This window comes from Mesorhizobium sp. Cs1299R1N1, assembly GCF_037179655.1.
GTDB lineage: Bacteria > Pseudomonadota > Alphaproteobacteria > Rhizobiales > Rhizobiaceae > Mesorhizobium > Mesorhizobium salmacidum.
Window position 1 is genome coordinate 208363 of sequence record NZ_JAPYKR010000001.1, and the last position, 15920, is coordinate 224282.

At 63.2% G+C, this 15920-nt stretch carries 19 protein-coding genes; 16 read left to right on the plus strand and 3 right to left on the minus strand.

Going from position 1 to position 15920, the window contains the following annotated elements; genetic code table 11:
- Positions 1–3 precede the first annotated feature (3 nt).
- Genes fliN through motA form a run of 3 tightly spaced genes read right to left on the minus strand, consistent with a single transcriptional unit; the run spans position 4 to position 2263 of the window.
- Positions 4–390, minus strand: coding sequence for a flagellar motor switch protein FliN (fliN, locus tag O7A70_RS00975; protein WP_027144741.1), 387 nt, complete (start codon positions 388–390; stop codon positions 4–6).
- A gap of 17 nt (positions 391–407) precedes the next feature.
- Positions 408–1355, minus strand: a complete 948-nt coding sequence (locus O7A70_RS00980; RefSeq protein ID WP_337138642.1) for a FliM/FliN family flagellar motor switch protein — start codon at positions 1353–1355, stop codon at positions 408–410.
- Between the two features lie 32 nt (positions 1356–1387).
- Positions 1388–2263, minus strand: a complete 876-nt coding sequence (gene motA / locus O7A70_RS00985) for a flagellar motor stator protein MotA (protein WP_140504127.1) — start codon at positions 2261–2263, stop codon at positions 1388–1390.
- A gap of 157 nt (positions 2264–2420) precedes the next feature.
- Here motA and O7A70_RS00990 point away from each other — a divergent pair, with 157 nt between their 5' ends.
- The 16 genes from O7A70_RS00990 to O7A70_RS01065 all read left to right on the plus strand — a co-directional run bounded on the left by O7A70_RS00990 (position 2421) and on the right by O7A70_RS01065 (position 15857).
- A complete protein-coding gene (locus tag O7A70_RS00990) occupies positions 2421–4229 on the plus strand; it encodes a DUF1217 domain-containing protein (RefSeq protein WP_337138644.1) in 1809 nt (602 codons plus the stop codon).
- A gap of 2 nt (positions 4230–4231) precedes the next feature.
- Positions 4232–4957 (plus strand): flagellar basal-body rod protein FlgF, encoded by a 726-nt coding sequence (flgF, locus tag O7A70_RS00995; RefSeq protein ID WP_027144745.1) that lies wholly within the window; start codon positions 4232–4234, stop codon positions 4955–4957.
- A 1-nt stretch (position 4958) separates the two neighbouring features.
- Positions 4959–6374, plus strand: a complete 1416-nt coding sequence (gene fliI, locus O7A70_RS01000; protein ID WP_337138646.1) for a flagellar protein export ATPase FliI — start codon at positions 4959–4961, stop codon at positions 6372–6374.
- Complete coding sequence (locus O7A70_RS01005; protein ID WP_337138648.1) at positions 6355–7188, plus strand: hypothetical protein; 834 nt, start codon at positions 6355–6357, stop codon at positions 7186–7188. Before fliI ends, O7A70_RS01005 begins: the two co-directional genes overlap by 20 nt.
- A gap of 162 nt (positions 7189–7350) precedes the next feature.
- Complete coding sequence (flgB, locus tag O7A70_RS01010) at positions 7351–7731, plus strand: flagellar basal body rod protein FlgB (RefSeq protein WP_027144748.1); 381 nt, start codon at positions 7351–7353, stop codon at positions 7729–7731.
- A gap of 2 nt (positions 7732–7733) precedes the next feature.
- On the plus strand, positions 7734–8150 hold the full coding sequence (gene flgC / locus O7A70_RS01015; RefSeq protein ID WP_015315914.1) for a flagellar basal body rod protein FlgC: 417 nt from the start codon (positions 7734–7736) through the stop codon (positions 8148–8150).
- Positions 8147–8470, plus strand: coding sequence for a flagellar hook-basal body complex protein FliE (locus tag O7A70_RS01020; RefSeq protein WP_337138650.1), 324 nt, complete (start codon positions 8147–8149; stop codon positions 8468–8470). The genes flgC and O7A70_RS01020 overlap by 4 nt, the downstream gene beginning before the upstream one ends.
- A gap of 10 nt (positions 8471–8480) precedes the next feature.
- A complete protein-coding gene (gene flgG / locus O7A70_RS01025; protein WP_027144751.1) occupies positions 8481–9269 on the plus strand; it encodes a flagellar basal-body rod protein FlgG in 789 nt (262 codons plus the stop codon).
- Between the two features lie 6 nt (positions 9270–9275).
- Positions 9276–9812: a flagellar basal body P-ring formation chaperone FlgA gene (flgA, locus tag O7A70_RS01030; RefSeq protein ID WP_337138652.1), complete on the plus strand. Its 537-nt coding sequence runs from the start codon at positions 9276–9278 to the stop codon at positions 9810–9812.
- Positions 9809–11050 carry a flagellar basal body P-ring protein FlgI gene (locus O7A70_RS01035; RefSeq protein ID WP_337138654.1) on the plus strand — a complete coding sequence of 414 codons (1242 nt, stop codon included), beginning with the start codon at positions 9809–9811 and terminating at the stop codon, positions 11048–11050. Before flgA ends, O7A70_RS01035 begins: the two co-directional genes overlap by 4 nt.
- 3 nt (positions 11051–11053) lie before the next feature.
- A complete protein-coding gene (locus tag O7A70_RS01040; RefSeq protein ID WP_337138656.1) occupies positions 11054–11635 on the plus strand; it encodes a MotE family protein in 582 nt (193 codons plus the stop codon).
- Entirely contained in the window at positions 11632–12336 is a 705-nt protein-coding gene (gene flgH, locus O7A70_RS01045) for a flagellar basal body L-ring protein FlgH (protein ID WP_337138658.1), read from the plus strand. Before O7A70_RS01040 ends, flgH begins: the two co-directional genes overlap by 4 nt.
- Before the next feature lie 35 nt (positions 12337–12371).
- Entirely contained in the window at positions 12372–12863 is a 492-nt protein-coding gene (locus O7A70_RS01050) for a flagellar basal body-associated FliL family protein (RefSeq protein WP_337138660.1), read from the plus strand.
- A complete protein-coding gene (fliP, locus tag O7A70_RS01055) occupies positions 12860–13591 on the plus strand; it encodes a flagellar type III secretion system pore protein FliP (protein WP_027144757.1) in 732 nt (243 codons plus the stop codon). Before O7A70_RS01050 ends, fliP begins: the two co-directional genes overlap by 4 nt.
- Before the next feature lie 197 nt (positions 13592–13788).
- Positions 13789–14715 carry a flagellin N-terminal helical domain-containing protein gene (locus O7A70_RS01060; protein ID WP_337138662.1) on the plus strand — a complete coding sequence of 309 codons (927 nt, stop codon included), beginning with the start codon at positions 13789–13791 and terminating at the stop codon, positions 14713–14715.
- A gap of 218 nt (positions 14716–14933) precedes the next feature.
- Positions 14934–15857 (plus strand): flagellin N-terminal helical domain-containing protein, encoded by a 924-nt coding sequence (locus O7A70_RS01065; RefSeq protein ID WP_337138664.1) that lies wholly within the window; start codon positions 14934–14936, stop codon positions 15855–15857.
- Positions 15858–15920: the final 63 nt, after the last annotated feature.

A 15920-nucleotide genomic window follows, 5' to 3' on the forward strand; every position in this document is an offset into this window, starting at 1 on the left:
TGTCTAGGCGCCCTTCGTGCCGGCGATGATTTCGGTCAGCCTGATGCCGAAGCGCGAAGGGTCGCTTTCGAGCACGGTGATCTCGCCGCGCGCTATTTTGCGGCCGTTCACCACCACATCGACCGGTTCGCCGATGCGCCGGTTGAGCGCGACCGTCGACCCCTTCTGCAGCGCCATCAGATCGGCAACCGCCATCTCGGTGCTGCCGAGAATGATCTGGACATCGACTGGGATGTTCATGATGACGCTCGAATTGGCTGCCGCGGCAGCCCTGAACGCCGCATCAGGGCGTTGCTCTTCTTCGTGCAGGACCCCGCGCAATTCCTCGATGGCGCGATCGAGCTGCTCGTCCGGCTGGTCGAGCTCTGGTTCTACCTTGGTCTTGGCCATGCGTCGTCTCCAAAAGCTCAGGCGCGCCCGGCACCAGCCGGCATGAGCCCATCGATAAAGTCCTGCCCGGCATCGAAAGGATGCCTGATTCGGACGGTGTAATTCTGCCCCAGTTTGCCGAACTCGCATACGAACAGCGTCTGGCCGCGCGCGCCGAGGCGGGCGCGCGATTGCGCCGTTTCTTCGAAGTCGATGACCTGGCCTACTTCGAGATTGGCGAGGTCTCCGAGCGTCAGCCGTGCCAGCGGCATGGTGGCTTCGAGCGCCACGGTCGAGCGCATCACCTCTTCCGAAAAGCGTGCCCGCCAGCTGGTGCCGTGATCGTCGTCGCTGACGCTTGCCGTCCCGTCGCGGCCGGCCAGCACGATACGCTGAGGCATCGTCACCGTGATCGAGCCGCTGTCGACCGGCGTCGAGATGCCGAGGACGATGCGGATCGCGGCGCCGTCGCGCAACACGTGTCGCCTGGCCTCGATGCCCGACATGGCCCGCGGCGCCGGCAGCCGCAGTTCGAGCGAGCGACGTCCCGATCCGTTCAGGGCCTGCGCAACCTCCTGGAACACCATGGTCGAGACATCGGCCTCGATCGACGACAGGTCGCGCTCGATCGGCGACACCGGCATGTCCGGATCGCCGCCGAACAGCGTCGAGACCACAATCGCGATCGCGCGAGCATCTATGACGAGGGTCATCGCGTCCGAGGACGCCGGCGAGCCGACGACGGTCATGGCGAAATTGTCGCCGGCGCGCGAGCGCGCCTCCGGAACGCGGCTGACCTCGACGGCCTTGAGGTCGACGATTACGGGAATGCCGAGTTCGCCCGAGAGCGCCTTCTGCAGCAGCGGCACGGCGCGTTCGGCCATGGCGCGTCCGGCGTCGATGACCTGATCGGCCTCGCCGCTGTCGCCGACCAGACGCTCGATGATCAACGAGCGCGCTTGCGAGGGGCTGCCCGGACTCGTCATGACAGTTTTGGCACCGGTCTGTCGCGCATCGCTCAGGCGGCCTTCTTCTCGGCGCTGCCGGTGTTCATCGTGCTCTGTTCGACGGCGTCGATGCTCGGCCGTTCATAGGAGGAGATGGTCTTGCGGCCGAACTCGATCGCCACCTGCGGCAGCGCGCCGTTCATGTAGGCGAGCAGCGTCTGCTTGACGATGATGTAGAGGCGGTTCTTCTTCTCGCGCACCGTCTTGATCTTGGTGGCGACGGGTCCGACCACCGCGTAGGACAGGAAGATGCCGAGGAAAGTGCCGACCAGCGCCGCGCCGATCAGGCCGCCGAGGATTTCCGGCGACTGGTCGAGGGCGCCCATCGCCTTGACCACGCCGAGCACGGCGGCGACGATGCCGAGCGCCGGCAGGCCGTCGCCAACCGCGACCAGCGCGTGATAGGCCTTCATCTTGTCGGACTTGATGGTCTGGATTTCCTCGTCCATCAGCGCCTCGATTTCATGCGAGCGGGCGTTGCCGATGATGATGATGCGGCAATAGTCGCAGATGAAATTCATCAAATCGTGGTTCTTGAGCACGGTCGGAAAGGCCTGGAAGATCGCCGATTCCTCCGGGTTGTCGATATGCGCCTCGACCTCGCTGCGCGACTTGGAGCGCAGCTCCCGCATCAGGCTGTGCAGCACGCCAAGGGTTTCCAGATAGTCCTGCTCCTTCGGCACAGCCTGTTTGAAGGCCTCCAGTATGCCTTTGCCGGTATCCTTGACCGTCTTCATCGGATTGGCGACCAGGAAAGTGCCGAGCGCGGCACCGCAGATGACCACGGCTTCCCATGGCTGCACCAGCACGTGCAGATGCCCGCCCATGGCCATGAAGCCGCCAAGGACGCAGCCAAGCGTCACCACAAGTCCAATCAGAATGCCCACGAGCGGTCCTTCCGCATTTCACGTCGAAGAAGGGATAGTCCCCGTGCCTTGTGTGAGGCTTGAATCGGAGCCGCCATGGAATCGAAAGTTGGCGATTCAGTTTCGCGCAAGGAAGTGAGCTTATTGTGCTGGCATAGCTTCGGCCGGAGGCGCGTCCTTGCTCAGTACCTATACCAGCTACCAGTTGATCACCAAAGACATCAACAAGTCGATCGACCGCGTCGCGCAGCAGCCGACGGTCGATCGCGATACCCAATATTACCTCGCCAACATCACCAAGGTGAAATCGATCGACGATTTCGTCAAGAACGACCGCTTGTTCAAATATGCCATGAAGGCCTATGGGCTGGAGAACATGGACTACGCCAAGGCGTTCATGGTCAAGGCGCTCAAGGAAGGCGTCACCAATCCCGACAGTTTCGCGAACAAGCTGACCGACAAGCGCTACGCCGCGTTCGTCAGGGCCTTCAATTTCGCTGCCAACGGCGCCGATGCGACGATCTACAACAAGGCCCAGCAACTGGTGACGAAGAACTATCCGCTGCAAGTCCAGATCGGCGCTACGCAATCGGGGTTTTCTTATTACCAGGGCGAAACCGCCTACTACGTCACCAATATCTCCAAGGTGAAGTCGGTCGACGACCTGATGGGCGACTCCCGCCTGCTGGCATACGCGATGGCCGCATTCGGGCTCGACTCCGAAACCGAACCGGCCGCAACCGTCAGGGCAATGCTCGAAGGTGGCGTCAGCGACCCCAACAGTCCCGCCAACAAACTGACCGACAAGAGCTACGCCAATTTCGTTTCGGCCTTCAATTTCGTCCAGTACGGCGATCAGACGACCGCGCGCGACGACGTCCAGGCGGTTCCGAAAGGATTCATGGCCGGAGCCGGACTGACTTTGGTCAAGCCGAGCGCGCAGTACATCAAGGGCGAGGCCGACTATTATGCGGCAAACATCTCCAAAGTGAAGTCGATCGGCGACCTCATGGCGGACAAGCGCCTGCTTACCTTCGCTATGGCTTCCTACGGATTGGATGCGTCGACCGAAACGCCGCTGCAGATCAGCACGATGCTCGCGGGCGGCGTCAGCGATCCCAACAGCCCCGCGAACAAACTGACCGACAAACGCTACGCCAACTTCGTCGCGGCCTTCGATTTTGCCCAGTACGGTGATCAGACGACATCGCGCGATGCGGTGCAGAAAGACACGCCGAAGGTCTACACGACGGAATCGGCGCTTGGCCTGATCAAGCCGAGTGAGGACTACATCAAGTCGGAGACCGCATACTATCTGGCCAACATCACGAAGGTGAAATCCATCGACGATCTGATGGCCGACAGTCGGCTGTACAACTATGCGCTCTCGTCCTTTGGGCTCGATCCGGCGAAGGAAAGCAAGGACCTCATCCGCAGCGTGCTGACCGGTGGTATCCGCGACCCCGACAGCGTCGCCAACAAGATGACCAACAAGGCCTACGCCGGACTCGCCTCCGCTTTCAGCTTCGAGCAGTACGGCGAAGCAGCCACCACCATCAATCCGGCGCAGCAACCGACCGTCGACAGCTACATGCGCCAGACCCTCGAGGAGGACGCCGGCAAGGCCAATGAGGGTGTGCGCCTGGCACTCTATTTCAACCGCAAGGCGCCAACCATCACCAGCTGGTACGACGTGCTGGCCGACACCGCGCTGGCCAGCGTGGTGCGCACCGCGCTGGGGCTGCCTGATTCCTTCGCCACCGCCGACATCGACAAGCAGGCGCAACTGTTCGAGCAGAAGCTCGACATCTCGGATCTCACGGATCCCGTGAAACTCAACAAGTTCCTGACCCGCTTCACCAGCATGTACGAGATCAACAATCCGACCTCGACGGCCGTGACATCGATCAGCGTGCTTTTCGCCAAACCGGTCACATCGGGCATCTCCACCGACCTGATGATGGCCATGCAGAAACTGAAGTTCTGATCATGCGAGACAGTCTCTACGTCGCCCTCTCCGCTCAGATGGCCCTCGAGCGCCGGCTCGATACGATCGCCGACAATGTCGCCAACGCCAGCACCGTCGGCTTTCGCGCCACCGGCGTGAAGTTCGAGGACGTGGTGTCGGGTGCAGGGCAGAAGTCGGTATCGTTCGCTTCCTCCGGCAAGACCTATCTGTCGGGAGCTCACGGTGCCATGACAGAAACCGGCAACCCGTTCGATTTCGCCATCCAGGGCGACGCCTGGTTCGCCATCGACACGCCGGCCGGCACCGTCATGACCCGCGACGGCCGCTTCTCGATGAACGAGAATGGCGAGCTGATGTCGGTCGAGGGCCACCCGGTGCTCGACGCCGGCGGGGCGCCGATCCAGCTCGATCCCCGCAACGGCCCGCCCAAGGCCGGCGCCGACGGCTCGCTGCGCCAGAACGAACAGCTCGTCGGCTCGATCGGCCTCTACAATTTCGATCCGGGCCAGAATTTCGTTCGCTACGGCAATTCCGGCATTGTGCCCGCACGCACGCCCGAACCAGTCACCGACCGTTCCGATGTCGGCATAGCGCAAGGTTTCGTCGAGGAATCCAACGTCAATCCGGTGCTGGAAATGACCCGGCTGATCATGGTTCAGCGAGCCTTCGAGAACACCGCCGCGCTGATGCGGCAGACCGATTCTTCCACCGACGAGGCGATAAAGACGCTCGGCTCGAAGTCGTAGCATGTCGTCGGAGCAACCATCCATCCGCGCACCCGAAAGACAGCTCCAGCCGGCGCCGGAGGATAGGCTTGCCGGGTTGGAGCGGATTATCAGGCGCTTCGGCGACGGCGACGGGCTGGTCAAGCGCGGCGGTCTCGTCACCGAAGTCACACCCACGCACTACAAGGTGCGCGGCCTTTCCGATTTCACCAGGCTGGGCGACATCGTCGAGCAGCGCGGCCAGGCCGGCGCGCGCCGCGGCGAGATCGTCAGGATCAGCCGGGACGAGGTTGTGATCGCCCCCTTCGAACGCAGCGCCGACGCCGGCATCGGCGATGCCGTGTTCCGCAGGGGTCCGCTCGCGGTGGCGCCGCATGCCTCGTGGCGCGGCCGCGCCATCGACGCGCTCACCCGGGCGATCGATGGTGGTCCGCCTCTGATCAGGGGCGACGACATGTCGGCGGCCGCCGCGACGCCCGGCGCCATGGCGCGGCAGCGTGTCGGCACCGCCTTCATGACCGGCGTCAAGGTCATCGACATCTTCACGCCGCTCTGTTTCGGCCAGCGCATGGGTGTCTTCGCCGGCTCCGGCGTCGGCAAGTCGACGCTGCTTGCCATGCTCGCCGGCGCCGACGCGTTCGACACGGTCGTCGTGGCGCTGATCGGTGAACGCGGCCGAGAGGTCCGTGAATTCCTCGAGGACACGATCGGCGACAGCATGGCCAAGACCGTCGCCGTCGTCGCCACAAGCGACGAGAGCGCCATGATGCGCCGGCGCGCGCCCGACACCGCCATGCGCGTGGCAGAGCATTTCCGCGACCAGGGCCACCGCGTGCTTTTGGTGCTGGATTCGATCACCCGCTTCGCCCATGCGCTGCGCGAGGTGGCGACGGGAACCGGCGAGCCGCCGGTCGCCCGCGGCTATCCCGCCTCGGTCTTCACCGAATTGCCCAAGCTGCTCGAGCGCGCCGGGCCTGGAGCCGAAGGTCCAGGATTGGCAGGCAAAGGATCGATCACGGCAATCATTTCCGTGCTGGTCGACGGCGATGATCACAATGATCCGGTCGCCGATTCGGTGCGCGGCATTCTCGACGGCCATGTCGTGCTCGACCGCGCGATCGCCGAACAGGGCCGCTATCCGCCCGTCAATCCGCTGTCGTCCATATCACGGCTGGCAGGCAAGGCCTGGAGCATCGAGCAGCGAGCCCTGGTGACGCGGCTGAAGTCGATGATCTCCCGCTTCGAGGACACGCGCGACATCCGCCTGCTCGGCGCCTACCAAGGCGGTGTCGACGCCGAACTCGACATGGCCGTGCGCCAGGTGCCCCTGATCTATGAGGCGCTGACGCAATCGCCCAGGGACCGTCCGTCCGCCGATCCGTTCTCCGACCTTGCCCGTTATCTCAAGGGAAAACAGAATGCCGAACCAGGAGACTGAACGCCAGTACACCGAGCGCCTCCTGAACGAGATGATCGCCGAGGCGAACGCCGCGGAGCAGGCTCGAGCGGAGGAGGCCAGGGTCGCCAAGGCAAACACCGCCGGCGCCATGGCCGCCCGGACCGCGGCTGTTCTGGCCAGGGCCGTCAAACCGGCTCTCCCCAGATCCGAACCTGTTCTGGGTCGGACCGCCCTTTCCTCAACGCATGTGGTTCCCGGCGTCGATGCTCCCGAGATGACGCAGGCCAGCCGCGAATCGCTGATCGATGGCCTGTTCGCCGCCACCGAATGGCCGCAACCGCCAAAGGCGCAATTTCCAAAATTGAGAAAGAAGGCTGACCGTCGCAGCGACGTCGTCATCGCCGCGCTCGGCATCACGCTCGGCCTGACCTGCGCCCTGTTTCCCTGGTACATTTTCTTCAACCAGGACCAGTTCGGCGTGCAGGCGATCAAGTTCGGCGGCACCGGCACCAATTCGGGACGCGCGGGCGGCGGTGTGGTCGCCGCACGCAGCGCGCCGCTGACCGCCAAGGACGTTCCCAACACCAGCGTCGACCTGCTTGCCACCGGCACGGTGCAGGACGGTTCCAAAGCGGAGCCACCCGGCGACCAACCCTTTCCCGCCGACATCGCGAAGTTCCGCATGGTCCATGTCGCCAACGGCCGCGCCATGATCGAGGACGACACCGGCCTGTGGATGGTCCAGCGGGGTTCGACGCTGCCGGATTCCAGCAAGGTATCGGCGATCGAACAGCGCAACGGCAAATGGGTCATGCTCACCAGCGCCAACCAGGTGATCGAGCTTTCCCGGTAAGGCCGTCTCCGCTTTGGCCAGAGCTGGATCCAATTCAAAGAGACGGAGCAAGATGCCGTCCGAAAGCCGCTTCATATTTTTCGCCGTCATTTTCTAGCGACCGTCCGCAAGGTCCGCGCAAGACTGGCGGCCTAGTCTTTGGGCACATGCCCGGAGATTCCCATGGAGCCTGTTTCCCTTTTCGATCTCGCCGCCAAGCAAGCGCAGTGGCTGTCCGTGCGTCAGTCGGCGGTCGCCGGCAACATCGCCAATGCCAACACGCCGGGCTACACGGCAAATGATGTCGAGCCGTTCGAGAAGGTGCTCGACCGCACGGCGGTGTCGCTCCAGATCACCGAGCCCGGCCATCTCGGCAGTGCTGCCACCAATGCCGGCTTCACCATCAAGCCGCAGGAAGACGACGGCGTGATCATGCCGTCCAAGAACACGGTCGTGCTTGAAGACCAGCTTCTCAAGGCCGGCGAGGTACGCCGCTCCTTCGAACTCAACACGGCCATCGTCAAGGCATTCCACTCAATGATGATGATGGCGGTGAAGAGCTGATCATGGACGCACTGACCGCAGCCCTCAAAGTCGCAGCATCAGGCCTCGGCGCCCAGTCCGAGCGCCTGCGCGTGGTCTCGGAAAACCTCGCCAATGCCCAGTCGACAGGCACCACGCCTGGCGCCGACCCGTATCGCCGCAAGACCATCAGCTTCGTCTCCGAACTCGACCGGGCTTCCGGCAGCTCGACGGTTGAAGTGAATTCGATCGACCGCGACCCGAGCAACTTTCCCGTCGAATTTCAGCCCGGCAACGAGGCTGCCGACGACAAGGGCTACGTCAAGATGCCCAATGTGAACGTGCTGATCGAAATGGCCGACATGACCGAGGCCAACCGCTCCTACGAGGCCAACCTGCAAGTTGTGAAGCAGGCGCGCGACCTCATTTCAATGACTATCGACCTGATGAGGAACCAATGATCGTCAACGGCATCGGCGCGCTTAACCTGAAGCCTGGACTGGGCGACACAGCCACCGACCTGCTTCAGGGCGGTGTCGCGTCCGCGACAGCTGGCAACCTTGGCACCTCCTTCGCCGAAGCGGTGAGCCAGGCTGCCTCCAAGACCGTCAGCACCATGCAGAATGCCGAGCAGGTGTCGCTCCAGGCGCTCAAGGGCGACGCCGACACCCGTCAGGTGGTCGATGCCGTGATGAGCGCCCAGCAGGCGCTGCAGACCGCCGTCGCCATCCGCGACAAGGTCGTCTCGGCCTATCTCGAAGTCAGTCGCATGGGCATCTGAGGAGCACGCCATGAAAGCACTCGCCATCGCCGCCACCGGCATGAATGCCCAGCAGACCAACCTGGAAGTCATCGCCAACAACATCGCCAACATCAACACCACCGGCTACAAGCGCGCCCGCGCCGAATTCTCCGACCTGCTCTACCAGGTCGACCGCACGCAAGGTGTGCCGAACCGTTCCAACGCCTCGCTGGTACCGGAAGGCGTTTCGATCGGTCTCGGCGTCAAGACGACCGCCGTGCGCAACGTCCACACACAGGGCGAGCTGACCAGCACCGGCAACAGTTTCGACATGGCGCTCACCGGCAGGGGCTGGTTCCAGATCGAGGGTGCCGATGGCGGCACGCTTTATACACGCGCCGGCGCCTTCAACACCAACGCCACCGGCCAGCTGGTGACGGTTGACGGCGCCAGCGTCATTCCGGCCATCACCGTGCCGACTGATGCGGTCGAGGTCATCGTCAACAAGACCGGCCAGGTCTTTGCCCGCATCGACGGTCAGACCAATCTGCAGAACCTCGGTCAGCTCCAGATCGTCAACTTCGCCAACGAGGCGGGCCTTGCACCGCTCGGCGACAATCTCTTCCAGGAAACGACAGCCTCCGGTCCCGCCAATGTCGGCGTGCCCGGCGATCCCGGCTTCGCCACCATCCAGCAAGGCTATCTCGAGGCTTCCAATGTCGATCCGGTCAAGGAAATCACCGAGCTGATCTCGGCGCAGCGCGCCTATGAGATGAACTCCAAGGTCATCCAGGCCGCCGACGACATGGCCTCCGTCGTCTCCAAGAACATCAGGTAACGGATGATGGCCATGCCGATCTCCTGCTCCGCATTCCGCCGCGCCGCGCTGACCCTTGCGCTGGTGGCCGGCGGCATGCCGGCTGTCGCCCAGGAATCGGCCAGCCAATCGACGGGCCAGTCAGCCACCCAGATCGCCAGCAACCAGCCTGCCGGCGAGGTCGTGCTGATCCCCAACCGCGTCATCTATCCCGGCGAGACGATCGAACTCGGCGCCCTGAAGCAGGTGACCCTCATCCCGGGCAAGCACAAGCCGGATGCGGTGGCGACCCGTTCCGAGGAACTCCAGGGCAAGATCGCCAAGCGCACGCTGCTGCCCGGCCGCTACATTCCTTCCACCGCCATCCGCGAGGCCTGGCTGGTCGAACAGGGTGCCGCCGTGCAGGTCTTCTTCGTCGCCGGCGGGCTGACGATAACGGCGACCGCCGTGACCTTGCAGCCGGGCTCGGCCGGCGACTTCATCAAGGTTCGCAACAGCGACAGCGGCAAGATCCTCTCCGGCACGGTGATGGCCGACGGCACAATCCAGGTCGGCGCTTCATGATGCGCCCATTTGCCCTTCTGCTCGCGGCGGCGCTTGGCCTGCAGCCGGCGCTGGCCGATGGCCTGACGCCCAAGGCCAAACGCGAGCTCGCCGCCAGGAATGGCAGTGTCTACGACGATCCGGAATATGATCCGGCCACCACCACGCGTATGTTCCGCGTTTCGCCCGGGCCAAGTTCGCTGCCGCCAGGCCAGGTCGCTTCGCGCATCAAGGACATTGCGCAGCTGCAGAGCTCGCGCGACAACCAGCTCGTTGGCTACGGCCTCGTCATCGGGCTGGCCGGATCTGGCGACAGCCTGCGCAATTCGCCGTTCACCGAACAGTCAATCCGCGCCATGCTCGAAAATCTCGGCATCGCCACCGAAGGCGGCAGCGCGCGCGCCAAGAACGTCGCGGCCGTCATCGTCACCGCCAACATGCCCCCCTATGTGCAGTCGGGCGCCCGCATCGACATCGACGTCTCCTCGATGGGCGACGCCACCTCGCTTGCCGGCGGCACGCTGATCATGACGCCGCTGAAGGCGGCGGACGGCGAGATCTACGCTGTCGGCCAGGGCGCGGTCATCGTTTCCGGTTTCACCGCCCAGGGTCAGGCCCAGCAATTGACGCAAGGCGTGCCGACCGCCGGCCGCGTGCCGAACGGGGCCATAGTCGAGCGGCAGGTGAAGGCCGAGTTCGACGACCAGTCGACGCTGACGCTGCAATTGCGCAATCCCGATTTTTCGACCGCTATCCGCATCGCCGACGCGATCAACGACTACACCGCCCAGCGCTTCGGCATGCGCGTGGCGGCAGAGCGCGATTCCCGAACCGTGCAGATCAGGCGGCCGAAGAGCGTTTCGGCGGCCCGCTTCTATGCCGAGATCGAGAACCTGGTGGTCGAGTCCGACACGCCGGCCCGCGTCGTTATCGACGAGCGCACCGGTACCATCGTCATCGGCAACGACGTCAAGATCTCGCGTGTCGCCATCAGCCATGGCACGCTGACGGTGCGCATCACGGAAGCGCCGCGCGTCGTGCAGCCCGAACCCTTCTCCAAGGGCGAGACCGCCATCGAGCCGTTCACCGCCATCGATGCCAGCCGGCCCGATGCCCGTGTCGCCGTGCTCGACGGGCCCGACCTGCAAACCCTTGTTTCCGGCCTCAACCGTCTCGGCGTCAAGCCGGACGGCATCATTGCCATCCTGCAAGGCATCAAGTCGGCCGGCGCCCTGCAAGCCGATCTGGTTCTCCAATAGGCGATGCCGATGATCTCCTCCCTCTCGTCCCGTGAAAGACGCCGCTCCCGCACCTTCCTGTTTGCGGCCGCCCTCGCGGTCATGCCTGTTTTTGGCGGCGCACACGCGGACGATACCGTGCGCCAGGTTCTGCCCGGTGCGCAGCCTACAGTCGCGCCGCAGCAATTGACGCGGCAGAAAGCGCCGGACCAGAGCGAGATCGAGCGCTTCTGCTCCAACATCGCCGACGCCGCCCGCGACCGCCGCTATGCCTTGCAGGCCGAGGAGTTGAAGCAACTCCAGGCCGGTATCGACGAGCGCATGAAAGCTCTGGACGCGAAGAAAGCCGAATACGAGACCTGGCTGAAGCGGCGCGAAGTGTTCCTGGCCCGGGCCGAGGATGGTGTCGTCAAGATCTATGCCGGCATGAAGCCCGATGCGGCGGCCGAACGCCTGGCGATCGTCAACGCAGACCTGGCCGCGGCCATCCTGATGAAGCTCGATTCGCGCAAGGCGGGCGTCATCCTCAACGAAATGGACCAGAAGGCGGCGGCGACGCTCACCGGCATCATGGCCAGCGCAGCCCGAAGGGTAGATCCGTCATGATCCGCAGAATGCTCATCCTATGCGCGGCGGCAGCCTTGTCCGGCTGCGGCACCAACTTCAAGGAGATCGGCAGGGAACCGGCGCTGTCGCCGGTCGGATCGGGCATCGGCAGCGACGGGGCAGCGCCCTACAGCTATCCTCAGCCGCCCGCCACGCCGGTCAAGAAGTTCTCTCTGTGGGATGATCGCCAGAGCCGGCTGTTCACCGATCCCAGGGCGCTGCGCGAAGGCGACATCCTGACCGTCAGGATCAAGCTCAACGACAAGGCCAATTTCAAGAACCAGAACGACAGGAGCCGCACCGCCGCGCGCAAGCTGGGCTATGACGTCACGCTCGGATGGGAGGGCAACAGCACGAGCGGCAAGGGCGACGCCGGCTTGAGTTCCAGCACCGAAACCAACGCCGATGGCGAAATCAAGCGCTCGGAGAACCTCGAGCTCAACGTCGCCGCCGTCGTCACCGAGGTCCTGCCAAACGGCAATTTGATGATCAGGGGTTCACAGGAAGTGCGCGTCAACTACGAGCTCAGGGTGCTTACCATCGCCGGCATGGTGCGTCCGTCGGACATCGGCGCGGAGAACACCATCTCCTATGAGCGCATCGCCGAGGCGCGGATCTCCTATGGCGGCCGCGGTCGCGTCAGCGAGATCCAGCAGCCGGCCTACGGCCAGCAGGTCCTCGACCAGGTTCTTCCGTTCTAGTTGTTGGCATTCTGGGGATTGGAGAGCAAAGCGCCGTGGCCAATGTCGAACAGGTTCAGCCTCGCAAGGGTCCTTCCCTTGCCATCCAGGGCGCCATGCTGCTCGTGGTGACGGCCGCCGCCATCGGCATGGGCTGGATGTCAGGCGGCTACCTCAAAGGCGTCGATGCACCACCATCGGTGCCGGTTGCGCCTGAAAATGAGGGCAAGGTCGCCCAGCCCGCCGCACAACAGCCTGGCACGGGCCCGACGCTTGTCGCACTGGCACCGATCACCACCAACATCGCCTCGCCCGCGGATACCTGGATCAGGATGGAAGTATCCGTGGTCTATGACGCGCCGCAGCCGCCGGCCATGGCGGAGGACATTCAACAGGATCTTCTGGCTTTCGTACGCACCCTGAAGACGCACCAGATCGAAGGCGCCAGCGGCTACCAGCATCTGAAGGCCGATCTCGACGAACGCGCCTCGATCCGCAGCCAGGGGCACGTCAAACAGGTTCTTATCAGGACATTGCTGCTCGAATGAGAAAATTCCTTCTTGCCGCGGTACTGATCGGTGCCGCCACCTCCGTCGCGGCGGCCCAGCAACTGGACCTTGGCGGCATCGGCAAGGCCGATGGCACCACCGTCGGCTACATCATCCAGATGTTCGGCCTGCTTACCGTCTTGTCGGTGGCGCCGGGGCTGCTGATCATGGTGACGAGCTTCACCCGCTTCGTCATCGCCTTCTCAATCCTGCGTGCCGGCATCGGCCTGCAATCGACGCCGGCGAACCTCATCCTCATTTCGCTGTCGCTGTTCATGACCTTCTATGTCATGGCGCCGACCTTCGATCAGGCCTGGAATACCGGCGTCAAGCCGTTGATGGACAACCAGATCAGCCAGACCGAGGCCTTCGAGAAGATTTCCGATCCGTTCCGCACCTTCATGCTGCACAATGTGCGCGACAAGGACTTCGATCTTTTCGCCGATCTCGCCCGCGAGCGCGGCCAGGTCGTTGCCAAGGAGACCGTCGACCTGCGCATCCTGGTGCCCGCCTTCATGATCTCCGAAATCCGGCGCGGCTTCGAGATCGGCTTCCTGATCGTGCTGCCATTCCTGGTCATCGATCTGATCGTCGCCACCATCACCATGGCGATGGGCATGATGATGCTGCCGCCCACGGTCGTGTCGCTGCCGTTCAAGATCCTGTTCTTCGTCCTGATCGACGGCTGGAACCTGCTCGTCGGCAGCCTGGTGCGCTCTTTCACCTGAGCGCCCGCACAAGTCGGGATCCGGGCGATATATTTTCGATTAACCGTCCAGTTTAGCCCTTTGGTAGGAACTTGCCCGCATATTGCCTCGCATGGCGGGTGATCGGGTCTCAGCGATCATTGGCATGATGCCGCACCGTCATACCGGACAAGCCGGTATGTCAAAAAAACACCTGTAAAATCAAGGTACGAGTAGCCATGTCCAGTATCATGACCAATTCTGCTGCGTTGACCGCCCTGCAGAGCCTCAACACCACCAGCAAATCCCTCGAACAGACCCAGGCCCGCATTTCGACCGGCTACCGGGTCGCCACCGCCTCCGACAACGCCGCCTACTGGTCGATCGCGACCACCATGCGTTCCGACAACAAGGCGAACTCGGTCGTGCAGGATGCGCTCGGCCTTGGCGCCGGCAAGGTCGACACCGCCTACACCGCGATGAACAAGGCGATCGACGTCGTCGATCAGATCAAGCAGAAGGTGCTGCTGGCCAAATCCGCAAGCCCGGCAGATCGGGCCAAGATCCAGAGCGAGATCGCGTCATACCAGGCACAGCTCACGGACAACGTCGGCGGCGCCAACTATGCCGGCTCCAACCTGCTCCAGACCGACTCGGCTGCAACCACGACCAAGTTGTCCGTGATCTCGTCCTACAACCGCAGCTCGGCCGGCGCCGTCACCACCGGCACGATCGATGTCACACTGGCCAATGTCCGGCTCATCGACCTGAACGCCACGCCTGCCGGCATTCTCGACACGAAGACGGCCGGCACGACCGGTGCGATCAAGCCTAGCGTTTCAGTCCTGACGCTCGATGTCACGACGGCGGGCTTGGACGACAAGGACTTCAACGACCTCCTCACCAATGTTGAAACCGCTCTCGGCAAGATGTCGACAGGCGCAGCCGGACTCGGTGCTGCCAAGTCGCGCATCGACATGCAGACCAGCTTCATCTCGAGCCTCAGCGATTCGATCGACAAGGGTGTCGGTACGCTCGTCGATGCCGACATGAACAAGGAGTCGACCCGTCTGCAGGCCCTCCAGGTCCAGCAGCAGCTCGGCATCCAGGCGCTGTCGATCGCCAACGGCTCCTCGCAGCAGATCCTGTCGCTGTTCCGCGGCTGATAATACCTCCCGGCGGCTTCGGCCGCCCACCGATCATGGCGGGCCGTGCTTCCGATGGAAGCACGGCCCGTTTTGCATCTGGAGTACTGTCCTTCTCGGGCAAATCACTTTAAGCCGATGTTAACCATGTTGTCGTAACTATAGTTAACCGATGGTTTCTGCCGGTCCAGCCTCGGCGTTGGCGTGGAAGGCAGGTGGTTTCAGGAAGGGGTAGACCAGTGGCAAGTATCATGACCAATGCAGCTGCGCTGACGGCATTGCAAAGCCTCAGCGCGACGAACAAGGCTCTCCAAGAGACGCAGGGCCGTATCTCCACCGGCTACCGGGTCGCCGAAGCCAGCGACAACGCCGCCTACTGGTCCATCGCCACGACAATGCGCTCCGACAACAAGGCGAACTCTGTCGTGCAGGATGCGCTCGGCCTCGGCGCCGGCAAGGTCGACACCGCCTACACCGCGATGAACAAGGCGATCGACGTCGTCGATCAGATCAAGCAGAAGGTGCTGCTCGCCAAGACCTCAAGCCCGGAGGACCGGGCCAAGATCCAGAGCGAGATCGCGACGTACCAGGCCCAGCTTATCGATAGTATCGGCGGCACCAACTATGCCGGCTCCAATCTCCTGCAGACGGACTCCACCTCGACGACGACCAAATTGACGATAATCTCGTCGTACAATCGCGATTCCACCGGCAAGGTCACGACTGGCTCGATCGACATTGCGTTTGCCAACATACGGCTGATCGACACGAATGCCACTCCGGCCGGCATACTGGACAAGAGCGGCACGGCGTCCACCAAATCCATCCTGAAAGTAGACGTCACAAATCTTGTCGGCGTGCCCGGTGCGACCGAATCCCTGCAGTTCGACAACCTGCTTACGGACGTCGAAAGGGCGTTGGGCTCGATGGCGAATGCCGCCGCGGAACTGGGCGCTGCCAAATCACGCATCGACACCCAGAAGAGCTTCCTGTCGAACCTTTCTGACTCGATCGACAAGGGCGTCGGCCAACTCGTAGACGCCGACATGAACAAGGAATCGACCCGCCTCCAGGCGCTGCAGGTCCAGCAGCAGCTCGGCATCCAGTCGCTCTCCATTGCCAATTCCAACTCGCAGAGCATCCTGGCGCTGTTCAAGAACTAAGCTGGTCGGGCTGAACTCCTTCCTGTCTCGCTGAAAAGGCCGCGCTTCAAGCGCGGCCTTTTC